Raw genomic sequence first — 17,154 nt, forward strand, 5'->3', positions numbered from 1 at the left:
GGATTAGAATGAATAGCGAAGTGATTTGCTGATATTGGTTAAAATTTCTGAATAACATGTCAGGGGGCGAAATACCCCGTTTCCGGGGCATTTAATTCAGAACCGTTCTCCCTCCAGCGTCGCATCACACAGCGCAAACACTTTGCCCCAGCCATCGCCTGAGGCCAGCAGTTGCTGGATGTGCAGGGCGACATCGCTCCTGCGCACGCGGCCGTGAGCTTCGGTTTGGATCAGGTGCGCTTTGCCGGTCGCCTCACCGTTCATCAGGCCACCGGGACGAAGGATACATCCTTCGAGCGAGCTGGTTTGCAGCCAGCTTTCCGCCAGTGATTTCTCACGAACTGCCTGGCCGAACGCCTGTTTTGCCCGTGCGGATAACGTTGGCCAACTGTCGCCGCAACCGATAGACGTCACCAGCAACATCTGGCGGATGCCGGCTTGTTCTGCGGTATCAATGATCAGCCGGTTGGCAGTGTAATCGGCAAGTTTGCCACCCAGCGTTGACACGATTTGCGCGTCCGGACCGGCCATCTGGCAGGCCTGCAATACATCTGCGGAATTGAGTGCATCGCCTTCAATGACGGTCACGCCCTGTTCACGCAATACTGCGGCTTGTTCAGGGTTGCGGATCAGTGCCACTACCGGGCGATCCTGCGCCGTGAGCTTAACCAGTTCTGCGCCGACACCGCTGCCTGCGCCAAAAATCAGCAAAGTATTCAAGGTTGTTTCTCTCTCTCAGCCAGCATGGCGGGAAGGGCACGAAAAGCATTCAGCTGATCGGCAAGAAGCTGGCGATGGCTGTCGCGCCCGACGAAAACCTTGAGCATGGCATAACCACAAGCGTTTAAAAACCAGACACTTGCTGTGCTCATTCCCATAAATGGCCGTTCAACCAGGGCAATATGCTGGCAGTGTGTGGCACGGATATGGCCGCTCATTCCGTGTTTACCGCGCAAATTAAAGTAGCCGTGACGATGCGTGCCGGTCGGCAATTCGCCGTGGAATTCAAGGATCAGATCCTCGTTATTCACCAGCGTCGTCACCTCGCCCCATGCCGTGATGTTGTCCCAGACCGCATCAAAATGCGTGCCTGCAAACAGATAACTTCCCGGCAGATTGCGGATCACCTCCAGCGGCGTGATGGCATATTCCCGGGCGATATCTTCGACAGTGCCTTCGGGCTGCGTGGCTAAAAAGTCGATCAGGGACTGAAGGTTATCCGTGTGCATGTGCGTCATTCCGTAAGGTCAGTTGAGGGATCAGTGTTTGTAAGGCCTGCAACATATTGCTGGCCCAGAACCGCCCGGCAGGCGTGAGATTAAAGCGCGGGCCTTCGCTGTGCATCAGGCCGCACTGTTGCCATTGTTGCAACAGGGGTTCAAGCGGGAAGGGGTCTTCAACAATACGGCTGAGATCATAACGGCCCGCTTCGATGCCGCCCTGCAAATCCAGCCGCCAGCGGTGCTCGCGGGTCGTTGACGCCGTCATCATCATGATAGGTTTCAACCCGGCGTCCAGTTGCTGGTAATACGCTTCCAGACTGCGCGCCGTCATATACGACTGACCATCCAGATTGCCGCCCGCCCCGCTGCCAAAGGCCAGACAATCCGCGCCTTTTTTGATCAGCAAATTGTAGAGATTGCGCTCGCGGGTGTTGCGCGCCCAGTGACTGTTGCTGATCTGATGCCAGCCATCACGCGCCAGAAACGCCTCGCCTTCGAGATAAAAATCGCGGCGCATGCTGACATCCGGCAGTGTAGTGCGTTTATTCCCGACCGCTTTGCCCAGCGGCGTGGAAGGCAGCAGGTTCAGCGCGTAAAGATCAACGCCATCCAGCGGCAGGTCGCGGATAATCTGCAAATCTTCCCGCCAGCTCTCAGGCGTCTGCTCCGGCAATCCGAACATCAGGTCGCAGACCACGGCAGCCCGGTCACGTTCGCCGAGTTTACGCAGGAAACTGATGGCTTCGTCACGGTTCGCGCGGCGCCCCATTCGCTGGCGGATGCGCGTGTCAAAGGTCTGAATACCGATGGAAAAGCGGTTCGCACCGGCATCCAGACAGGCATCAATCCGTTCATCATCAAAGTTAAGAATGCGTCCTTCGACGGTGATTTCGCAGTCCGGCGCCAGGGGTAAACTGCGGCGCAGCGTGGTGATAATCCGGTGCAGTTGTTTCGCGCTGAGCGCGGTCGGCGTGCCGCCACCAAAGTACACGGCGTGGACAGGGGCGGACTGATGCAGCGGCGAACCGGCTTCCTGCTCAATTTCGCGGATCAGATAATCGCAGTATTGTTCTGTGGCTTGCGCTTCCAGCTTGTTCTGGTAGAACCCGCAGAATGTGCAGTGCGTGGCACAAAAAGGGATGTGCAGATAGACCAGGCGCTTATTGGCCGCAAGTGTGCGCATGCAGAGCGCCTGCCACTGAGCAGGGACATCCTGCGGGGCGACGGGCTGCTGAGGTCGCCATGGCATCACTGCCCGCCGGTCGGGAAATGGCAGCCCCTGATCAGCGGCATAAAAACGCGAGAGGTCTAAGCTCATAGGGTTCTTCTTCTCCTGAAGAATCAATCATTCCCGAGCATTAAACGATAATGATTATCATTCGATCAAACCTAACCCACGTTTTAGATGATCTGTATCAAGTTAAAAAGGATTACTGATCCAGTTCTGACTTACATTGATGCAACGCGGCATCCATATCCCGATACGCCCAGTCCTGAACGTTATGTGTACTTACTGAGCGGCCAATAGACCCCACAGTGGCTTTATCAATCCAGTAGATACCCGCTGTTTCTCCATTCTTACTTACGGTCATTTCTTTCATTATATTGGCTGCATCATTTTCGGGTGTTCCGGTTTGATAGCCTTTTTGATTCAGGTTCTGACGTAAACAATAAGCAATGTCCCAGGGATGATTATTAATATAATCCACTGAAAAATTCTTTTCACCCGCACATGCTGATATCAGAAATATCAGCGTGAGTAATATTGGTTTCCTGAGCATAGTTATTCTCATCTCATTTTGCATTAGAGCTATTCCGGTTATTGATTCTCTCTTTTACCGGGCATGATGATATTGCTGTGCATATACCTCTGCGGACGCCCGATAATGAATATTATCGCGTTCCGGTACGAACACCAACAATTTAAAATTAGAAAATATGTGCATGGATTCAGCGTAATGTACGCATAAAAAATTCTTTATCCGGATGTTAAAATATTAACATCATCCTTATTTTTCAGCATCCCGTTGTCAAAGCGTTGAATTTAAGGACAGTATGAACCCATAACATGAGCCACCAGAATACGCTTATGTGAAAGCGGGTGGTTAGAAAATAATGATATATTTATTAGCCTGATAGCGTGTTTTTCGGATATTTAGCGTTAAAATTCAACAGGAGTTATGATGAAAAAAGTATTAAGCGTAGTGGCTGTTATGGGCATCATGTTTGCTGTCAGTGCCTGTTCCAGTGATTATGTCATTTCAACCAATGACGGGCATATGATTACAACACATGGCAAGCCGGTGAAAGACAAAGATACCGGTCTGATCTCTTATAAAGATACTGATGGCAGTGTTCACCAGGTTCATCAGGGTGACGTAAAAGAGATTGTCGAAAAATAAGTGCGCTGGCACAGGAACCGCCATTAATATTATTAATGGCGTCATCTGCGGGGTAAAAATATATATCTCTTTCTCAGAAAGTTATAGCCGATTGCCAGCCCGAAACGTATAAATTTCCTTTTAGGGTCTGGTTTAAGGGGAAATAGAGCACGTTTGCTGACACCGGCTGGCGGCATATTGCGTCTCGGCCACGAGGATTTATCAACTTTGCATGGCCGCCAGCTCGCCCGCAAACTGGCGTTACTGCAGCAGCATATTGCGCAGTCAGAATCAGCAGGGGAAAACGCGGGTGGCGGTGCTGCACGATTTGAATCAGGCCAGCCGCTATTGTGATTATCTGGTGATGATGGCAGCGGGCAAGATTATCGCGCAGGGCACGCCGGGAGAGGTGATGACACCCGAATTACTGGCGCAGGTTTTTGATATCGATGCGCAAATCTACCCTGAACCGGCGTCGGGCAGGCCGATGTGTATTGTGCGGTGAAATGGGGTGTTATAGATTGTGGCGCGAGCGTCATGCTTTTTTGTCATTCAAACTTGTAAAATCTCGTGTTAAGTTAAATTTAAGGATGATGCTTCATGACCTTGCATGGAAAATTTGTCGTTAATGATGTGTGTTTTTTACCACTGAAGAGGTTCGGCGCAGGTACTTTCACCCTTCAGCATCGCAGTGATTTTATGGCTATTCGTCAGGCCTTGATGTCTACCCGGCAGACAGAATTACCCAATGGTTTAATGAGTTATGGAATGATAGAGGTGATCCTGAATGGGCAGGCGTCGTGTGACAACGGGATTTAGAATATTAATTGCAGTGGGCATTTACGTTCTGGTTTTTCTTATTCTGCGGCCTTCATACCCTGTGACTAAAGAACAATATATCTTCTGGAATGACACAGCCGCGTTATTTGGAGAACCAGACGTTGAAGGCTTTATCGGATTGACGCTATTTATTATTTGTCCTGTTATCACAGTTATTTTGTATCAGGTGATCGTCAGGCTTTTACACTGGCATCTCAACAAACCCGATAAATGATGAATCCGTGGACATCATCAACGCGGCGAGATTAAACCCGCCGCGCATTTTCAAGATTTCTCCTTCTTTCTACTCCCATGCTCTGCCGCGTAAAAATATGGTTTTTCGTTGCCATTGTTTTCTCTCAGGTTGTGTTTATCAGCTACACTTTTGACACCCCTACAGCGCCAATCAAAAGAGCGCAAGATAACGAGAAAACATCATGATCATTTCTGCATCAACGGATTACCGCGCCGCGGCAAAAAGTAAACTGCCGCCATTCCTGTTTCATTACATCGACGGCGGCGCTTACAACGAGCATACGCTCAGACGTAATACCGCCGATCTGGCCGACATCGCCTTGCGTCAGCGCATCCTCAAAAACATGTCCGATCTCAGTCTTGAGACACAACTGTTTGGCGAAAAACTGGCGATGCCCGTCGTGCTGGCACCGGTCGGTCTGACCGGTATGTACGCACGACGCGGCGAAGTGCAGGCTGCCCGCGCGGCGGCGAAAAAAGGCATTCCTTTCACGCTTTCCACCGTCTCTGTCTGTCCGATTGAAGAGGTTGCACCGGCCATCGACCGGCCGATGTGGTTCCAGCTTTATGTGTTGAAAGACCGGGGTTTCATGCGCAATGCGCTGGAACGCGCGCAGGCGGCGGGGGTTAAAACACTGGTGTTTACCGTGGATATGCCGACGCCCGGCGCACGTTATCGCGATGCGCATTCCGGCATGAGCGGCCCGAACGCCGCTGCACGCCGCATGTTGCAGGCGGTCATGCATCCGCAATGGGCGTGGGATGTCGGCCTGAACGGCAAACCGCATGATCTGGGTAATGTTTCCGCTTATCGCGGCAAGCCCACCACGCTGGAGGATTATATCGGCTGGCTGGGCGCGAACTTCGACCCGTCGATTTCATGGAAAGATCTGGAATGGATCCGTGAGTTCTGGAAAGGCCCGATGATTATCAAAGGGATTCTGGATCCGGAAGATGCAAAAGACGCGGTGAAATTTGGTGCTGATGGCATTGTGGTCTCCAACCACGGCGGCCGTCAGCTTGACGGTGTGTTGTCCACCGCCCACGCACTGCCGGCTATTGCAGACGCGGTGAAAGGTGACATCACCATTCTCGCCGATTCCGGCATTCGCACCGGTCTGGACGTGGTCCGCATGATTGCGCTCGGTGCAGACAGCGTGCTGCTGGGCAGGGCGTTTGTGTATGCGCTGGCGGCGGCGGGCGAGGCTGGGGTCATTAATCTGCTGAACCTGATCGAAAAAGAAATGCGGGTAGCGATGACATTGACCGGGGCGAAATCCATTGCTGATATCAGTGGCGATTCGCTGGTTTACGGACGGAATCAGGTGCATCGCGCGACCTTGTAAAATGCAGAGGGCGCAACTTCCGTTTGAAGCCACGCCCTGTTTCATTACCCCACGCAATAGCCGTTTCTGCCCGCATGTTTGGCGTCATACAGTGCACCGTCGGCACGTTTGAGTAATTCCAGCGAAGTCATGCCCGGCGACCATTGCATAATGCCCTGGCTGACCGTCACCGTGTCTGCCACCTGTGATAAGGCGTGCGGGATAGCCGCCTGCGTTACGCTTTGCCTGATGCGTTCCGCGACGACCTCCGCATCGTCGGCGGTGGCGCTGTGCAGCAGGATCACAAACTCCTCACCGCCATAACGGGCCACCAGATCGGCCGGTTGTCTTACGACCTGTTTGAAACACTCCGCGATGCCCACCAGACAAGTATCTCCGGCCTGATGGCCGTAATGGTCGTTGTATTTTTTGAAATAATCCACGTCAATCATGATCAGGGAAAAGGTGCCGCCCTGACGTTCCGTTTGCGCAATCAGTTGTTCAAGCTGATTATCAAGCTGGCGGCGGTTCGCTACGCCCGTCAGCGGATCATAATGCGCCAGATTATCCAGCTTGCTGACCAGCAACTGGTTGTCGCATTCCCGCCTGACAGAAAGGACAAACCAGCGGCTGAGCATAATACGCGCGCTTTCAAACAGGGCGCTGACGACAATCATCGCAGCGATTTCCAGAATCGGAATATCCTCTTTCAGCAGTACCAGATGAAAAAATAATGAAAACCACAGCGGTAATGTGAAGCTGTAAAGGATCGGCATGGTCGGGTACAGCGCAATCAGCGCCGTAAAAATCAGCATACAGAACAGCGGGAAGACCAGTTGTTGCTGCGTGTCACTGGCCAGCATGAAATGAAACACCACGGCCCAGAATAAACCGACCAGAAACGCCAGTATCATCGCGGGCGTACGTGAGCGTATGAAGCGCAGCACGGGCAAAAGAATGATAAAAAATACCAGGAAAATCAGGGCTAAATTATCCAGCACCGGACCGGAAACCGCCACGTCGGCGTTCGGATCCAGTAATACCCTGAACTGATGACGTCCGAATAAAAAAAGCACAAAACCAAGATTGGCGAGCAGCAACCAGATAGCGCTGATGCGCAGTGACGCTTTTTTATAGTGATCCAGCAGGGCGTTAAACGCTGTGTCTTGCAGCGTGTGAGTGGTTTTTTGCATGGTTTTCCTTAACGTCGTCTTCGTGGATAGTGTAGACGAAGAAGAGTTTTTACTCCTCCCCCTGCGGAGGCCGGGAGGGGTTTTAAGGACGAAACGATGGCCAAAGCAGACATCAACTTCTTGATTTTTTGGTAATACCCCAACCCTCCCCTTCGCAGGGGAAGGCGTTGTCCGGTGTTCGTAGACAGTCAGCCAGTTGTTCCGCAGTTACTCCCGCGATGACCATCTCATTCGCGGGGGGCGCAAAGGCAAACTCCCTTAACCATTGCTGCCTCGCCGCTTCCAGCCTGTCAGCGGGCCGTGCGCTAAGCGATTCGCGCAACACGCAGCGCTTTTCTTCCAGTGCCTCCGGAGTGATGCCGTCAATGATGGCCGGGATCTGCGCGATAAACGTATGGATAAACCCCAGCAGTGTTTCTGCGCTATACGTAGGCGATTGTAATGCAAACAAAATGCCGGACTGGCGGGCGGTCTGATGGAAACGGCAACTCACTACGTATCCGACATTTTTTTCGACGCGCAATTGCTGGAAGAATTTGGGTTCGAGAAACGACGCTAAAATCTGCGTGGCGGCCAGGCATTCAGCGGTGTTTTCCGCCAGCGGACAGAATAGCAATACCGCAGCATCGTCTCCGGCGGTCGTGAATTCATGCACTCCGCCTGACGAGCTGCTGACCACTTCCGGCAGTTTTGCCAGCAGGGTGCGTATCGCGATATCCGATGCCAGCTGATGCTGTTCCTGCTCAAACAGCCGTTTGCCTTGTGCCAGCGCGGCGGGAGAAGGCGTGCGCAGCAGTTCGAGCGCCGTGGCGAGCGTGCGCGTCGCCCATGCCTGAGAGCCGCTAAGTTGTAATAATCCGTTGCCCTGCGCACAGGTAAACACCAGAGAATGACCTGCATGGGCAGATTGCGCGCAAAGGGCGCGCAGGCTGGCGCGGGCGATACACGCCTGAAGTAAGGTCAGCGGGGCACCGGTTGTCTGGACACTTTCATTCGTTTTTAACGAGGTTTTGGCAGCCGGGAGGTAAAACCTAAAAGGTGATTTCGTGACGTTGTCACATTGTGATTGCCATTCTTTAAAACTGACCGGCAGGGTGAAGCCTTTTACCGGGGTGTTTTGACCAGACACATCCGGCGCAATCCACAGCCGCGTCATGTTTTCCGGCTTTAACTCACTGAGCAATATCTGCCAGCCGTTATGCGCGGCGGGCGGGAAATCCAGGGTGCGGGCGCGCAGTTGATCCAGCGGCGTCAGGCGGCTGAAATCGCGATGCGCGAGGGCAGTGTAATGTTGCAAATGCCCGGTGCGTAAAGCATGAATCTGTTGCAGCCAGTGGCAGAACAGTGTTTCCACACGTGCACATAAAGCAGGCGTGGTATCGCAGACGAGAAATTCAATACTGAGAATAGCGTCACGGGCGGATGCGTACGGCAGCGAAACCTGCACGCTGTCTGCCAGCGCCTGGGTTCGAAGTTGATCCAGCAAACTGCCCGGCGCTTCATCCGCCAGGAGCTGACGCAATAACGTCAGCGCGGGCGAGGGCGTGACCGGGAAAGAAAAACGCAGTCGTGGTGACCCGTCAAGACGCAATTGCAGATGGCGTTCGTCGCGCAATACCAGAGGCTGAGCAGGCGCTGGCTGAGAACCGTTGCAGGCAACAAAGGCATTGCCGTAACGCTCTGCCAGCGTGGTCAGTTCAGCGACAGATTGCGGCCCCTGTAACCACAACGTGAGCTGCCCTGCGGTGAAGAATTGCTGATGATAGTCCGTCAGTGCCTGTTGCAGAGCGGAAATATCCTCTCCGAAAGCGGTACGGTTACCGACGTGAAAATCATGCAGTTGTGCCGGAGCCGCAAAGGCCAGACTCAGCGCCGCATCACAAAGGGAATCCGCATGACCGGTCAGCATGCGGTATTCGGCGTCGATCACCGCCACTTCCTGCTGCACGGCCTCCGTTGCCAGCAAAGGTTGCGCCAGCATGTCCGTCAGACGCGCCAGACCGTCTGCAAACTTTGCCGGTGTCATATCGAAAAACCACGCCGTCGAGGTGGCGTGCGTGCTGGCGTTGAGTCGCGCCCCTTCGGACTGCGCCCACATCATCAGCCGGTCATCGCCCTGAAACTCACGGCTTCCGGCAAACACCACATGCTCAAACAGATGCGCCAGCCCGGGAAAGTGCTGCGGTTCGTGATGGCTTCCGGCATTGAGATGAACCAGCGCGGCGGCGCGGGAAGCCTGCGGGTCATGAAGAATATTGGCCCGCAATCCGTTAGCCAGTGTCAGGGTGTGTACGGCTGGCAGCATCAGACCCTCAGCCTTTAAAAATCAACTGCGAGTTCGCGCGGTTGCGGAACTGCAACTGATTGATCTGAATGTTGGTGCAGTTGGCCTGTTCGCGAGCTGCCAGAATTTTGCCATGATGTTCGGATTTGGAGCACACCGGATCGGCGTTGTCGGCGTTGCCGGTGAGCATAAACGCCTGACAGCGGCAGCCGCCAAAGTCTTTCTCTTTTTCAGAACAGGAACGGCAGGGTTCCGGCATCCAGTCGAAGCCGCGGTATTTGTTAAAGCCGAACGAGTCGTACCAGATTTCCTGCAAGGTATTTTCCAGTACAGACGGGAATTCGACCGGCAACTGACGCGCGCTGTGGCACGGCAGCGCCATACCTTCCGGCGTCACACTGAGGAATATCGCTCCCCAGCCGCCCATGCAGCCTTTCGGACGTTCTTCGTAATAATCGGGCGTCACAAACAGCAGGTTGGCCAGATTACCGGTGCCCGCCATTTTCTCGCGATACTGATGCACCACATTTTCGGCGCGGGCGATCTGCTCGCGGGTCGGCAATAGTCCTTCGCGGTTAAGCTGCGCCCAGCCGTAAAACTGACAGGTCGCCAGCTCCACGTCATCGGCTTCCAGCTCGATACTCAGGTCGATAATCTTGTCGATCTGGTCGATGTTATGGCGGTGCAGCACAAAGTTCAGCACCATCGGATAACCGTGGGCTTTCACCGCTTTTGCCATCTCCAGTTTTTGCCGGAAGGCTTTGGCGTTACCCGCCAGTGCGGCGTTCAGCGTTTCGTCGCTGGCCTGAAAACTGATCTGAATATGATCCAGTCCGGCTTCGGCAAACGCATCGATTTTCTTCTCGGTCAGCCCGATACCGGACGTGATCAGGTTGGTGTAAAAACCGAGATCGCGGGCAGCGCGGATAAGCTCAGGCAAATCTTTACGCACCAATGGCTCGCCGCCGGAGAAACCGATTTGCACTGCGCCCATTTCCCGCGCTTCTTCGAACACTTTGATCCACTGTGCGGTGGTCAGCTCTTTTTCCTGTTTGGCGAAATCGAGCGGGTTCGAGCAATACGGACATTGCAACGGGCAGCGGTAGGTCAGTTCGGCCAGCAGCCACAACGGTGGTTTGACCGCAGGTTTAAGCAGGTTCACGGAAGGTAATCCACTTTTGAGCATGGGCCTGAGCGAAGAAATCTTTGACGTCATCATTCACGCCACCGGCTTCCGGGAAGCGGGCATTCAGCTCATCGATGATATTGGCAATCGTCCGCTCGCCGTCGACCAGTTGCAAAATGAAGGTCGCGCTGTCGTTAAGTTTCGCCATCCCTTCCGGATACAGAATCACGTGGCAGTCCTGCGTTTTCTCAAACTGCATGCGGTAGCCGCGACGGAACATCGGCGTGTAGTGTTCGGTAATGGTGATCACAGAAGTCGTCCTTTATGCCAGACCGCCTGTTGCGTCACGCTGTGGTACGGCGGGCGGTTCAGTTCGTAAGCCATGCTCATGGCATCGAGCATGCTCCACAGAATGTCGAGTTTGAATTGCAGGATTTCCAGCATGCGCTGCTGTTTTTCGACGGTATCGCAGTATTCCAGCGCCAGTTGCAGGCCGTGTTCCACGTCGCGATTCGCCTGGCTCAGACGGCTGCGGAAATAGCCATAACCTTCTTCCTCAATCCATTTGTAATGCTGCGGCCAGGTATCGAGACGAGCCTGATGGATTTGCGGGGCAAACAGTTCGGTCAGTGAGCTGCAGGCGGCTTCCTGCCAGACGGCGCGGCGGGCAAAGTTAACGTAAGCATCGACCGCAAAACGCACGCCCGGTAACACCCTTTCTTCTGAAAGCAGCACATCACGATCCAGACCGACCGCTTCCCCCAGTCGCAGCCAGGCTTCGATACCGCCTTCACTGCCGCCGTATCCGTCGTGATCGAGAATACGCTGTACCCATTTGCGTCGGGTTTGCGCATCCGGGCAATTGGCCATAATGGCCGCGTCTTTCAGCGGAATGCTGGTCTGATAATAGAACCGGTTCGCTACCCAGCCCTGAATTTGCTCGCGCGTCGCCTGACCGTTATGCATCGCAATATGGTACGGATGATGGATGTGATAAAACGCGCCTTTGGCCCGCAGCGCCTGTTCAAAAGCTTCCGGCGTCATCGGTGACGTCCGGTTTGAAGATGTCGTCATAATCGTTTTACCTAAAGTTCGATGCGCATCCCGTCCCAGCTGACTTCGATGTTTTGCTGCGTCAGTGCCTGCCGCTCGGCAGAGGCTTCATTGAGGATCGGGTTGGTATTATTAATATGGATGAGAATTTTGCGTTCTGCCGGAAGGGAAGACAGCAGGGCAATCAGCCCTTGTTCTTCGGCAAGGGCCAGATGGCCCATGTCTTTGCCGGTATTGCGGCCGACGCCGGTGGTCGCCAGCTCGTTGTCCTGCCACAGCGTGCCGTCAATCAGCAGGCAATCGGCTTTATGCAGCCACTTCAGCAGTTCATCATCTGGCTCGCCCAGACCCGGTGCGTACAGCAGCGAGGTGCCGGTTTTCGTGTCTTCAATAAACAGCGCGATATTGTGGCCGGGGAGCGGTTTGCCGCGGTATTTCGAATAAGGCGGCGCGTTACTCAGCAGCGGAATGGCCGTGAATGTCAGATTCGGGCACACGGCCACGGAGAAGCGCTTCTCCGGCGCGATAGCGTGGTGTTGCAGGCCGCCATTCCAGTGCGAAAGCATGGTGAAAATCGGGAAGCCGGTGGTGAGATCTTCATGCACTTCCGGCGTGCACCACACCTGATGCGGACAGCCTTCGCGTAAATTCAGCAGGCCGGTGCAGTGATCAATCTGGCTGTCGGTCAGGATGATGGAGCCGATGGCGGTGCCGCGTAAAACGTCGTGTTTTATCAGTTCCGGCGTGGCGGCAATCTGGTGGCAAATGTCCGGCGAGGCGTTACACAGCACCCAGTCGGTGCCATTGTCGCTGACGGCAATTGACGACTGGGTCCGCGGAGAGGTTTTCATGGTGCCGTTGCGAACGCCCTGACAGTTGCTGCAATTGCAGTTCCACTGAGGGAAGCCGCCGCCTGCCGCGGAACCAAGTACGATAATCTGCATGTGAGAACCAGGGGGAAAGGGAAGGAAGATGCCCACAGTTAACCGTGGGCACAAGGGCTTAGCGGTTAGAAATGTACAGCGTCACTTCTAAGCCTAAACGCAGGTCTTCGAAAGAAGGTTTAGTCCACATAATTACGTCCTCTTGGTGATTACAGTTTTAAGTTCACTGCCGCTTTAATTGCGGCAGGTGATCGGCTTATTGTCAAATATCGCTGGTTTGGCTAAGAAAATGTTGCGATGAGCTCAAACCGATATTGCCCTGTAAGCCACAGGGATTAGCGCAAAATGCCGGATGAAAAACTATTCACCCCACGTTTGCTTTAATACTTTCAGCCAGTTACGGCAGGCGATTTTTTCGATCAATACGTCGCCGTAACCCGCATCAGACATGGCCTGAATCAGTAACGGCAATCCAGCGACATCGCCGAGGACATCCGGCACATTGATGCCGTCGAAATCCGAACCAAAACCGACATTTTCTTCGCCCAGTTTACCAAGAAGGTTATCAAGATGTTTAACAATTTCGGTGATTGGGGTGTCACCGTTACGTTTTCCATCTGCCCGCAGAAACGCTGTGCCGAAATTAACGCCAACAAAGCCGTCGCTTTCCGCAATGGCAGCCAGTTGTTTATCGGTCAGGTTGCGCGGTTGCGGGCATAGCGCATGCACATTTGAATGGGTGGCAACCAGCGGTGCATCGCTGAATTTTGCCGTCTGCCAGAAGGCCTTTTCGTTCATGTGCGAGACATCGAACAAGATCCTTTTCCGGTTACACTCACGCAGCAATCCAAGCCCGGCGGGCGTCAGGCCTTCACCGGTATCCGGCGAACCCGGAAAATCGCCTTTCACGCCGGTCCCAAACTGATTGGGTAAATTCCACAGAGGCCCGATACTGCGCAGCCCTTTTTCATACCAGAGTTCCAGCCGCGAGAAGTCAACTCCCAGCGCTTCCGCGCCTTCAATATGCATCACCATTGCCAGCACGTCGTGAGCGATACACTGTTCAATTTCGGCGACCGTCCGGCAGATTTTTGCCCGCCCGGATGACTGTGTTTCGATACGTTCCAGCAGTGAAATCTGTGCCTGTGTGATGGCTAACGCGTCATGAGGCACAGCCGGAGAATTTGGCTTCAGTTGTGGCATATACGAATCAGGTGGTACGAAAATGGCAAATAAGCCACCCGCGAAGCCACCGAGGCGACAACGCCTGAGATCGAGATGTCCTTCCAGTGAGCCATCAAGAAACAGGGCAGCAGGATCTGCTGCATCATGCAGCCACAGGCGCAGTAACAGGTCGTTATGACCGTCGAAGACAGGGGGATGTGGAATGGTGTTCATGATGTTAATGGTACTTTATAAAGTCATGTTGAAACATGGAGAATTATGTAAGTTTTGGTTATTTTGCACAGATCGGTGCAAAGGGGCGATTTTAAAATCAATTTCCAGGTCAAGGTCAAGACCGTGGGCGTCGGCCCACACCGACTTGGGGGGCGGCCTATCGCCGCCACCCCCCAAGACCCCCCGGGCTCTTTTACTGCGCGCTACCGCTGGGACGATGGACATGTTTCGTGGCTATTGTAAGTGGCGCAAAATGTCATCGCTGCGCGATTCCCGAATTTCAGGTTTCGAGCCATAGGTCTCGAACCGTTCATTCGGTGCCATTTTTGATCACGCCAATCAACATTTTTAAAAGATGAAACAGCTCTGCTTTTGAATTTAAGATCGTGTGGGCGATTCAGAAATCTTGCTGAACGGAGCGGCCTGAAGACCTCAGGCTTCAGGACCGAGAGAAGGCACCGCGAAGCGGCAAGATTTCCAGCCTGTCGCGGAGATACCTGAAACATAGCCAGCGAGCGGAGCGCGTATTGAAAAAGCGAGGGGAGTTCAGAGGGGAAAAGCCTTTCCCCTCTGGTCGGTTTGGGCGCAGCGCATCATGTGACCGCGGCACTTGAGAAACCGAAATATTCTCGATCCAGTCCTCACGGCGAGTGAGAAACCGAAATATACCCGTTCTGCCCTCACGGCGAGTGAGAAACCAGCCCTCACTGCAAGTGAAAAGCCGCAATTGCTGCGGCCTCAGCAAATCAGAAACTATAGCTCGCCGTCACCGACACATTCCTTGGTTCGCCGTAGACCACATACTGGTTCACGCTGGTGTCATATTCTTTGTCAAACAGATTATTCACGTTGGCCTGCACCGCCAGTTGTCTGGTGACCTGATAACGACTGAACAGGTTAACCAGCGCGTAGCTGCCTTGTTCTGCATAACGGGTGCCGTTGCCGCTTGGCCCCGGAACGGTATCCCAGACGTGGGTCTGCCAGTTCACGCCACCGCCGACGGTCAGATCCTGCAACATCGGCAGACGGTAGCTGGAGAACAGTTTTAGCTGGGTGCGCGGCAGTTGCGGATTAACTGCATCGCCATTTTCATCTTCTGCAATGTAACGGGTACCGCCGAACGTCATCTGCCAGTTATCGGTCAGCGCGCCGTTCACTTCAAATTCCACGCCGCGGCTGACGGTGCCGTTTTTGCCTTCATAGGCGGTATCGGTTGTGCCAGGAATAATGCGGCCGGTGCTTTGTGCCACGTTATCCAGCTCCGCGCGGAAGATAGAAACCGACGCGGTCAGACGGCTGTTAAACCAGTCAGATTTTACGCCCGCTTCGTAGTTTTTGCCGATGACCGGTGAAAGGTAGCCGCCGTTGATATCGCGGTAAGTTTGCGGCTGGAACACTGAGGTGTAGCTCGCATAGGTCGACCAGGTATCGTTGATGTCGAACACCAGACCGGCGTACGGCGTGATGTTGTTCTTTTCGATCTGGTCGGTGAGCGTGTGAGAATTCCAGTTGGTGTAGCGTGCGCCAACGATCAGGTGCAGCGGATCCGCCAGTGAAAGACGCGTAGCCACGTAAGCCGATTTCTGACGAATAACATTTTCTTCCGCCAGCGCGCGCGGACCCCAGTCAGTTTCAGGGAACTGACCGTTGAAATCGTTAAAATTGCCCAGTTCTTCGGTTGAGATATTGGCAAATGAACTGTAATAGGTGTTCTGCTGTTTGCTGTAGCTCACACCGGTCATCAGTTCATGCTGACGGCCAAACAGTTCATACGGGCCGCTGGCAAAGGCATCCGCACCATCGACTTTACGTTTACCGGTGTTATAACCGGTTCCCGCCACCACCGGATAACCGGCATAAGCGGATTCGCCGACGCCGGTGGTTTTATCGAATGTCCCGTCGATATACATCATCTTACTGTCGATACGGGATTCGGTATGGGTGCCGTTTAGTGTGGCCTGCCAGCCGTTATCGAACGACTGCTTCAGGGTGGTGAACAGCTTAGTCGTTTCTTTATCGCTGTACGCCCAGTCCGGTGCGGAGTTAAAGCCGCGACGATAATCGGTTTTGCTGCCGTCCAGATACCAGCGCGGCATACCGCCCCAGGTCGGGCTGTCGGTGTTGGTTTGCTGGAATTCGTAGCCTGCGGAAAGCAGGGTGGAATCGGTGAGGTCGGCATCCACGGTGGCATAGACGAATTTTTTGGTGGCGCCGTAGCGTTCAACGTAGCTGTTTTTGTCCTGATAACCGGTGATCAGGCGGCCACGTACGCTGCCGGATTCGTTCAGCGGTGTGGATAAATCCGCCACGTAACGTTGTTTATTCCAGCTACCGTAAGTAGCAGAAACATTGCCGGTGAATTCTTTGCTGTCGGCGTGTTTACGCACCTGATTGACGGATGCTGACGGGTTGCCGGGGCCGGTCATCAGACCGGTTGCACCGCGCACCACTTCGATACGTTCATAAATCGCCGTGTCAGACTGGGAATCACCCAGATCCCAGCGCGGGTCGAAGGTGGTCGGAATGTTATCGACCATGTAGTTGTCGATCAGAAAGCCACGCGCGTAATAAGTACGGCGGTCGAGATCCGAGACGCTTTCCTGAATACCGGTGGTGTTTCTCAGCACATCACCCAGAGATTGCAGTTGCTGATCCTGCATACGTTGCTTGCTGATGATACTGACGGACTGCGGAATATCGCGCGCCGTCAGGGCCATTTTTGTGCCCGCGGTGGTGACCGGAACACTGTAATCGGTGGCGGCAGTCTCCGCTGCGCTGGCGCTATTGTTTTCGCCGGTCACGACAACGGTATCGCCCGCCGTTTTTTTAGCGGGAGTTTCTGCGGCATAAGCAGAATGCAAAGACGACGAAATTAACAATGCGATCACTGAAAGTGAAAGTTTCTTTCCTGAATTATTATGAATATTTTGCTTATTGTTCCTGACAACGCAATTCCCTGAAAAAGCAGACATAACTATTCTCCACACGGTTATTTTTTTATTTTTTAGGCCACGGCATTTTTGTATGAATACGGCTTTATCTGCATGAGCAAATCCCGCCAGAATCCCCGGGAACAAGGGCTGGACAAGATAAAATGGTCATGGTTAATAAAGCGAATGAGAATAATACGCATTGGGTTTAACGATGTAAATAAATATTACAGACGGGGGGAGGAGCAAAGATAAAACACTCTGTTGTTGAATTTAAGATCCT

General features: G+C 53.6%; 17 protein-coding genes and 1 pseudogene. 5 read left to right on the forward strand and 13 right to left on the reverse strand.

What is annotated here, in order from left to right; translation table 11 throughout:
- Window positions 1-96: 96 nt before the first annotated feature.
- The 4 genes from EX31_RS00605 to EX31_RS24915 all read right to left on the reverse strand — a co-directional run bounded on the left by EX31_RS00605 (window position 97) and on the right by EX31_RS24915 (window position 3,028).
- Entirely contained in the window at window positions 97-720 is a 624-nt protein-coding gene (locus EX31_RS00605) for an NAD(P)H-binding protein (protein WP_134705339.1), read from the reverse strand.
- Window positions 717-1,229, reverse strand: coding sequence for a heme utilization cystosolic carrier protein HutX (gene hutX, locus EX31_RS00610; protein ID WP_156106948.1), 513 nt, complete (start codon window positions 1,227-1,229; stop codon window positions 717-719). Before hutX ends, EX31_RS00605 begins: the two co-directional genes overlap by 4 nt.
- Complete coding sequence (hutW, locus tag EX31_RS00615; protein ID WP_037032795.1) at window positions 1,216-2,541, reverse strand: heme anaerobic degradation radical SAM methyltransferase ChuW/HutW; 1,326 nt, start codon at window positions 2,539-2,541, stop codon at window positions 1,216-1,218. Before hutW ends, hutX begins: the two co-directional genes overlap by 14 nt.
- Window positions 2,542-2,653: 112 nt before the next feature.
- Window positions 2,654-3,028, reverse strand: coding sequence for a hypothetical protein (locus EX31_RS24915; RefSeq protein WP_051930969.1), 375 nt, complete (start codon window positions 3,026-3,028; stop codon window positions 2,654-2,656).
- Window positions 3,029-3,406: 378 nt separating this feature from the next.
- On the opposite strand from EX31_RS24915, the gene EX31_RS00625 reads away from it, so the two are divergent.
- The 5 genes and pseudogenes from EX31_RS00625 to lldD all read left to right on the forward strand — a co-directional run bounded on the left by EX31_RS00625 (window position 3,407) and on the right by lldD (window position 6,024).
- Complete coding sequence (locus tag EX31_RS00625) at window positions 3,407-3,625, forward strand: YgdI/YgdR family lipoprotein (protein WP_013578112.1); 219 nt, start codon at window positions 3,407-3,409, stop codon at window positions 3,623-3,625.
- Window positions 3,626-3,899: 274 nt separating this feature from the next.
- Window positions 3,900-4,109, forward strand: a pseudogene (locus EX31_RS00630) (iron dicitrate ABC transporter ATP-binding protein); the annotation flags it as partial.
- A 95-nt stretch (window positions 4,110-4,204) separates the two neighbouring features.
- Window positions 4,205-4,423, forward strand: coding sequence for a hypothetical protein (locus EX31_RS00635; protein WP_037032799.1), 219 nt, complete (start codon window positions 4,205-4,207; stop codon window positions 4,421-4,423).
- Entirely contained in the window at window positions 4,392-4,658 is a 267-nt protein-coding gene (locus EX31_RS25035; protein WP_072012245.1) for a hypothetical protein, read from the forward strand. Before EX31_RS00635 ends, EX31_RS25035 begins: the two co-directional genes overlap by 32 nt.
- A 202-nt stretch (window positions 4,659-4,860) precedes the next feature.
- Complete coding sequence (gene lldD, locus EX31_RS00640; protein ID WP_013578113.1) at window positions 4,861-6,024, forward strand: FMN-dependent L-lactate dehydrogenase LldD; 1,164 nt, start codon at window positions 4,861-4,863, stop codon at window positions 6,022-6,024.
- Between the two features lie 44 nt (window positions 6,025-6,068).
- Here the strand turns inward: lldD and EX31_RS00645 are convergent, their stop codons facing one another.
- The 9 genes from EX31_RS00645 to fhuE all read right to left on the reverse strand — a co-directional run bounded on the left by EX31_RS00645 (window position 6,069) and on the right by fhuE (window position 16,913).
- Window positions 6,069-7,196, reverse strand: a complete 1,128-nt coding sequence (locus tag EX31_RS00645; protein WP_037032800.1) for a GGDEF domain-containing protein — start codon at window positions 7,194-7,196, stop codon at window positions 6,069-6,071.
- 112 nt (window positions 7,197-7,308) lie between these two features.
- On the reverse strand, window positions 7,309-9,501 hold the full coding sequence (pqqF, locus tag EX31_RS00650) for a pyrroloquinoline quinone biosynthesis protein PqqF (RefSeq protein ID WP_037032801.1): 2,193 nt from the start codon (window positions 9,499-9,501) through the stop codon (window positions 7,309-7,311).
- 7 nt (window positions 9,502-9,508) lie between these two features.
- Entirely contained in the window at window positions 9,509-10,642 is a 1,134-nt protein-coding gene (gene pqqE / locus EX31_RS00655; RefSeq protein ID WP_037032803.1) for a pyrroloquinoline quinone biosynthesis protein PqqE, read from the reverse strand.
- Entirely contained in the window at window positions 10,629-10,886 is a 258-nt protein-coding gene (gene pqqD / locus EX31_RS00660; protein WP_037033221.1) for a pyrroloquinoline quinone biosynthesis peptide chaperone PqqD, read from the reverse strand. Before pqqD ends, pqqE begins: the two co-directional genes overlap by 14 nt.
- Before the next feature lie 26 nt (window positions 10,887-10,912).
- Window positions 10,913-11,680, reverse strand: a complete 768-nt coding sequence (gene pqqC, locus EX31_RS00665) for a pyrroloquinoline-quinone synthase PqqC (protein ID WP_037032804.1) — start codon at window positions 11,678-11,680, stop codon at window positions 10,913-10,915.
- 11 nt (window positions 11,681-11,691) lie between these two features.
- Window positions 11,692-12,603 carry a pyrroloquinoline quinone biosynthesis protein PqqB gene (gene pqqB / locus EX31_RS00670; protein WP_037032805.1) on the reverse strand — a complete coding sequence of 304 codons (912 nt, stop codon included), beginning with the start codon at window positions 12,601-12,603 and terminating at the stop codon, window positions 11,692-11,694.
- A gap of 58 nt (window positions 12,604-12,661) precedes the next feature.
- Window positions 12,662-12,733 carry a pyrroloquinoline quinone precursor peptide PqqA gene (pqqA, locus tag EX31_RS25040; RefSeq protein WP_013578120.1) on the reverse strand — a complete coding sequence of 24 codons (72 nt, stop codon included), beginning with the start codon at window positions 12,731-12,733 and terminating at the stop codon, window positions 12,662-12,664.
- A gap of 170 nt (window positions 12,734-12,903) precedes the next feature.
- On the reverse strand, window positions 12,904-13,941 hold the full coding sequence (locus EX31_RS00675; RefSeq protein WP_081925096.1) for a dipeptidase: 1,038 nt from the start codon (window positions 13,939-13,941) through the stop codon (window positions 12,904-12,906).
- 746 nt (window positions 13,942-14,687) lie between these two features.
- Window positions 14,688-16,913, reverse strand: coding sequence for a ferric-rhodotorulic acid/ferric-coprogen receptor FhuE (gene fhuE / locus EX31_RS00680; RefSeq protein WP_156106949.1), 2,226 nt, complete (start codon window positions 16,911-16,913; stop codon window positions 14,688-14,690).
- Window positions 16,914-17,154 lie beyond the last annotated feature (241 nt).

This window comes from Rahnella sp. WP5 (genome assembly GCF_000745615.1).
GTDB classification, from domain to species: Bacteria; Pseudomonadota; Gammaproteobacteria; order Enterobacterales; family Enterobacteriaceae; genus Rahnella; species Rahnella aceris.

Excerpts from the sequence above, each read along its gene's own strand:
- hutX (WP_156106948.1), bottom strand. The coding sequence starts at position 1,229 with ATGCACACGGATAACCTTCAGTCCCTGATCGACTTTTTAGCCACGCAG.
- hutW (WP_037032795.1), bottom strand. The coding sequence starts at position 2,541 with ATGAGCTTAGACCTCTCGCGTTTTTATGCCGCTGATCAGGGGCTGCCA.
- EX31_RS24915 (WP_051930969.1), bottom strand. The coding sequence starts at position 3,028 with ATGCAAAATGAGATGAGAATAACTATGCTCAGGAAACCAATATTACTC.
- EX31_RS00625 (WP_013578112.1), top strand. The coding sequence starts at position 3,407 with ATGAAAAAAGTATTAAGCGTAGTGGCTGTTATGGGCATCATGTTTGCT.
- EX31_RS00635 (WP_037032799.1), top strand. The coding sequence starts at position 4,205 with ATGACCTTGCATGGAAAATTTGTCGTTAATGATGTGTGTTTTTTACCA.
- EX31_RS25035 (WP_072012245.1), top strand. The coding sequence starts at position 4,392 with ATGGGCAGGCGTCGTGTGACAACGGGATTTAGAATATTAATTGCAGTG.
- lldD (WP_013578113.1), top strand. The coding sequence starts at position 4,861 with ATGATCATTTCTGCATCAACGGATTACCGCGCCGCGGCAAAAAGTAAA.
- EX31_RS00645 (WP_037032800.1), bottom strand. The coding sequence starts at position 7,196 with ATGCAAAAAACCACTCACACGCTGCAAGACACAGCGTTTAACGCCCTG.
- pqqF (WP_037032801.1), bottom strand. The coding sequence starts at position 9,501 with ATGCTGCCAGCCGTACACACCCTGACACTGGCTAACGGATTGCGGGCC.
- pqqD (WP_037033221.1), bottom strand. The coding sequence starts at position 10,886 with ATGTTCCGTCGCGGCTACCGCATGCAGTTTGAGAAAACGCAGGACTGC.
- pqqC (WP_037032804.1), bottom strand. The coding sequence starts at position 11,680 with ATGACGACATCTTCAAACCGGACGTCACCGATGACGCCGGAAGCTTTT.
- pqqB (WP_037032805.1), bottom strand. The coding sequence starts at position 12,603 with ATGCAGATTATCGTACTTGGTTCCGCGGCAGGCGGCGGCTTCCCTCAG.
- EX31_RS00675 (WP_081925096.1), bottom strand. The coding sequence starts at position 13,941 with ATGAACACCATTCCACATCCCCCTGTCTTCGACGGTCATAACGACCTG.
- fhuE (WP_156106949.1), bottom strand. The coding sequence starts at position 16,913 with ATGTCTGCTTTTTCAGGGAATTGCGTTGTCAGGAACAATAAGCAAAAT.